We start from the raw sequence: 4809 nt of genomic DNA on the forward strand, positions 1-4809 counted from the left end.
GCACAAGGCGCAACGCTTCATTCATCGCCTGTTCGCCCTCTGCCTGCAGCCCGGCTTTCATTTGAATTTGTCCTTGAACCAACCAGATTGAGATCATCTCAATCGAATTCTCCTGAAATTTGTTAAGGGCTACAGAATGGGCCTGTGACACATCGTCCAGCGCGGCTCGGCATCGTCCCTGCCCGCAAATAGCACGACTGCGCGTCAGATGAGCCATAGATATGTCATTGATATCGGACTTCAGTCCGGACTCGAAACCTTTGAGAGCAGCGGTCGATTCGATCTCTGCCTCTCGATACTTATTGTCTGCCAATAGATCGAGGCCGAGCGCAAGGTGAAGCCGTGCGATATTTGCTTCGTCGTCCAACCTCTCGTAGATCTCGAGCGACCTCGTTAAATATCTTTGCGCCTCTTTCAGTCGGCCTGATGCGCTGTACAGATAGCCCATCCCCTGCAGCGATTCAGCGTACTCACTCTGTGAGGAAGTTTCGCGAAGTAGATGAATCGCACGGGCATATGTGTCCTCAGCTTTTTCAAGCTCGAAGCGGTCCTGATATCGATTTGCTAGCGCAAGCAACAGCGCCCCCAGTTGTTCCGAGCTAGCATGCTGTTCAACTGCGCTTCGGATATTGGCCTGCAGGGTCTCCGTACTGTTGGGATATGGGACTTGAGGAAACGCTGCTGGATTGAATGCGATGACTGCAAGAACGATTGGAAGTGCGCTGTGCATGGTCTCCTCCCCTTCTTACTTACCGTGTAATCACATGCTGATTTCGCAGGCCCGAGGCACAAGGTCAGAGTGTTTTGAGGAACGCAATGAGGTCCTTTTTCTCTTCGGGGGTCAGGTCGAGGCCGAAGGTGTGGCCTTTTACGGGATAGGTTTTGCTTCCGTAGGGTTTGAAACCGGTGGGAACGTAGTCGTCGTTAACGCGGCTGGGGTTGAACCAGTCTTCGAGAGTTGCGCACCAGCCGCTGTGGCCGAACATGCTGCGGTACCAGACACCCTCGAGGGAAGGGACTTTATAGTAGCCGGTGCCGCGGCGGGTGTTCAGGGCGAGGGAAGGGTCGGTGCCTACGGAGATGGGAGAGATATCGTATTTGGCGCGGGCTTCTGCGGGGATGGTGAAGCCGGGGGCAGGGGTAAGCTTGTTGTTGGTGTAATGGGGCGCGGTATGGCAGAGGATGCAGCCTTCGTTTGTGAAGACCTGTTTGCCGCGGGCTGCGGCGGCGTCGAACTTGTTGGGGTTGGGCGGGGGCTTCAGGGAGTAGATGTAGAGAGCGAGGGCGTAGAGCTGCTCGTCGCTGTAGCGGCCCCCGACTTTGATTGGGTCAGCCGGCTCAGGAAGTTTTTTGAAGCCGGGGATATCGGCGGGGATGAAGCCGTCGAAGCTGGCTATCATATCGGCCCCCTGGTTGAGGGCGGCGTAACGCATCAGATCAACCAGCGAATTTTGTGGCTGAAGACCCGTGCGATCAAGGTAGCGCCGGTCTTTGACGCCGATAAGATCGGGAACCTGGACGGGATCGAAGTTGCTGGTGCGATGGCGGGAGACGACGCCCGGGGGAATGGTTTGAAGGACTTCATTGATTTGTTCGGAAGACATGCTCATCTCGCGGTCCATTGGGTCGGGATGCAGCCAGGGAGCAGCGTAAAGGGCTTGGTTGAAGGCGTGTAAAAGGGGCGTCGGGAGCGGAGGTCTTGGGGAAAACTTAACCGCTCGTTCAAAGGGAAAGTTTCCCTGCGCTCCTTTGATGGTGGTGCCATTGGGCATCACGCGGGTGTGGCACATCGCGCATGAAAATGAGCCCAGCTCAATCTTTCCTTTTTCGCGGATGACGTAGTGAACGAAGGGCAGCACTCCATCCTTCGAGATAGGGATGCCGCCTTTTTGGTACCACGCACTGTCTCTGATGTCGGCCAACGCGAGGAAACCGTTATCGCTTGCATCGACGAAGAGCGGCGCGCTGAAGACGTCCTCGCCGGCTTTGACCCAGTCGGCTTCGGTCTCAAGTTTTGGTTTGTTTTGGGCGTTGTCCCAGAGAATGACGGGACCCTGTTTCTTGAGCCATTCCATGTAGCCTGCAGGCTCTCGGCCGGGAGCGTAAACCGGGTACTGCTTGTATATGGGGCGGACGGGGATCTTGTAGTAGTAGTCGGCGGAGACGTGCTTTGGCGAGCCGACGGGGTTTGCGAGCGGAACTTCGAGGGTGGGGATTACGGAGTCGTCCCAGGTGCGAGGGATGGTCGGCCTGGCGACGGATTTATTGGGTTGCCCGACTTGGGGAAGCGCCGCTATGTTGCATGCGATGACTGCAAGACTTATTGAGAGTGCGCTGCGCATGGTCTTCAAGGGAGTTCTCCTCGGTGGCTGACCGGAGGAATGTAGCATCGGCGTGTGGATTTCGATGATGAGGCTTTCTGAGATGTTCCTCAGGTGAGATGAGGACGGAAGATGCTTATAAAAAAGGCTTTGCGCGGGGCGTCTGACGTCAGAGATTGCGGTTGGGTGGCGGTCCTATAATTGGGCTCCGATGCCTGAGGAGAATCATCGCGAACCGAGTGGTGGCGTCGTCCGATTCGGCGAGTATGAACTCGACCCGAAGCGCGGGGTGCTGTCGCGCCGCGGAATGCCTCTGAAGATTCAGCCGCAACCGTTGCGGGTGCTCGAGTTGCTGCTGCTGCGGGCGCCGTCCGTAGTGACCCGCGAGGAACTGGGCAACTACGTGTGGGGGAACGGGGTGAATGTTGATCTGGACCAGAGCTTGAACTTCTGTGTCCGGCAGATTCGTTCGGTGTTGAATGACAGCGTTTCGGACCCGAAGTTTATCGATACTCTGCCGAAGCAGGGGTATCGGTTCGTCGGGGATTTGGTACGAGAGGTTGCACTGGTTTCAGCGGCAGTGGCTGGCTCTGTTGCCGGGGAGCCCGAGCCACTGCATGGGGCGGTACCTAATGCACCGGCGGGTGTGACCCGCCGGACGTTTGCGTGGTCGGCTGCGGCAGCGGCTGCTGGGGTAGTTGGTGGTGGAGCCTGGCTGGCCCGATCGCATCGGAGAAGTTCGTCTCCGAAGGCAGTGACTGTCGTCATACCTCTGCCAGAGGGTGCGACCAATGCTGATCCGGTGCGGATAATAGGTTCTGTGGCGGTCGCGCCCGATGGAAGCGCGATCGCGATTCCACTTCTAACGGCCGATACGACCTATCTCTATCTTCGCCGTCTCGACTCAAACCGGCTCATACGATTGGAGGGGGCAGAGCGTTCTTCCACGCCGTTCTGGTCGCCTGATAGCCAACATATCGCGTTCTCGGCGGAAGGAACCAAACTCAAACGCATGCCGGCGGTCGGTGGCAGTCCTGTGGTGCTTTGCGATTCTGTGTATGCACGTGGGGGCACGTGGAGCCACCGCGGGGACATACTCTTCGGCACTGCCGACGGGCCCGTCTTTCACGTCTCCGCTGCGGGCGGAAAGGCAACCAGGGTGACGCAGGTAGACAAAGCTGCCGGAGAGTTTGCCCACTGGTTTCCTCTCTTTCTGCCGGATGGGAATCGATTTCTTTATGGTGTCCTGGCTGATGATCCTGAAAAGAGAGGTGTCTATCTGGAATCACTCGATCATCGCCAGCCTAAGCGGCGTGTAGTGGTCGCAGATGGTTTTTGCTGCGCTATAGCTCTCGACCCGGAGAAGAAGATCTACTATCTTCTGAGCGAGCAGGCCGGGAAGATTGCTGCGCAGATCTTTGATGTGGATCGCGGAGAGCTATCGGGGCCGTCGCGCATTCTGCTGGACCGGCCCGGGTTCCTCAGTGTTTCTGATACAGGAACCCTGGTGATACGAAAGTTTGGTCAGGACACGTCACGGCTGGTATGGCGCGACCGTACCGGGCGTGAGTTAGGAATGCTGGGAGGTCCCGACAACTACGAGGGCGTTCACCTGTCTCCCGATGATCGGTTCGTTGCTATTACCAGGCACGAGCCGGTCAGCGTACGTACCAGGATATGGATCGCTTCATTGCCGGATGGATTTCTGGAGCCGCTATCGGATTCGAATCGTGCTGTGAACCCAAGCTGGTCAGAAAACAGCAAGACGGTCTACTACAACGACGAACGACGCGGGCTGCTCCTGCGGCGTAACGTCTCTCCACGAGGACCCGAGGAGGTGGTAATGGAGCTCGGCGTGGATCGGTACACGCACGTTGGGGGTATCTCTCCTGATGGACGCTATGCGGTGGCTGAACTCATTGCAAACTACGCTCATGCCGAGACAGTGTGGACCGAGATGAAGGGTGGGAGCAAGGACGTACCGCAGTGGCACCCGATAGATGCTCCGGGAAACGAAGGGATGCTGCCGAGCTTTTCTCCGGATGGGAGATGGCTGGCGTTCTCTTCAAATCCGACGGGAAGGCAGGAGATTTACGTGATGGACTTTCCCAGTGGGTCGCAACGAGTACGGGTTTCGACAAGTGGTGGATTCAAGCCAAGGTGGCGGCGCGATGGTAAGGAGTTGTTCTACGTTGCCGCTGACGGCAGCATGATGGCAGCGAAGATCGCTGTCGTCGATGGGCGGCTGACTGCGGAATCGCAGCGGCTCTTCGATGCGAACCTGAAGCTGTTCACGAACTACGATGCGAACTATGCGGTGTCTCGTGATGGGCAGCGCTTTCTGGGGATTGCGAAAGAGACTCCTTCGGGAGATGTTGATATTCAGATGGTGCTCAACTGGCCTAGCCTGTTGCAGTAGGAATTTTCTACGAGTGATTCGTGAACCTCGCCTTCGGCGGACGATCAACCGGCACGGGTTAGTCCTGAG

3 protein-coding genes are annotated in these 4809 nt (G+C 57.3%); 1 reads left to right on the forward strand and 2 read right to left on the reverse strand.

Features of this window, described 5'->3' with window-relative positions:
- Together AC5S26_RS29650 and AC5S26_RS29655 are read right to left on the reverse strand one after the other, a co-directional pair.
- Positions 1-730, reverse strand: a 730-nt coding sequence (locus AC5S26_RS29650; protein WP_494188550.1) for a tetratricopeptide repeat protein, incomplete at its 3' end; no start/stop codon positions are given.
- 64 nt (positions 731-794) lie between these two features.
- Positions 795-2351: a hypothetical protein gene (locus AC5S26_RS29655; RefSeq protein WP_494188551.1), complete on the reverse strand. Its 1557-nt coding sequence runs from the start codon at positions 2349-2351 to the stop codon at positions 795-797.
- A 181-nt stretch (positions 2352-2532) separates the two neighbouring features.
- Between AC5S26_RS29655 and AC5S26_RS29660 the strand changes: the two genes are divergently transcribed.
- Positions 2533-4740 carry a winged helix-turn-helix domain-containing protein gene (locus AC5S26_RS29660; RefSeq protein ID WP_494188552.1) on the forward strand — a complete coding sequence of 736 codons (2208 nt, stop codon included), beginning with the start codon at positions 2533-2535 and terminating at the stop codon, positions 4738-4740.
- Positions 4741-4809: the final 69 nt, after the last annotated feature.

This window comes from Edaphobacter sp. FHG110511_03, from assembly GCF_059115365.1.

Excerpts from the sequence above, each read along its gene's own strand:
- AC5S26_RS29660 (WP_494188552.1), top strand. The coding sequence starts at position 2,533 with ATGCCTGAGGAGAATCATCGCGAACCGAGTGGTGGCGTCGTCCGATTC.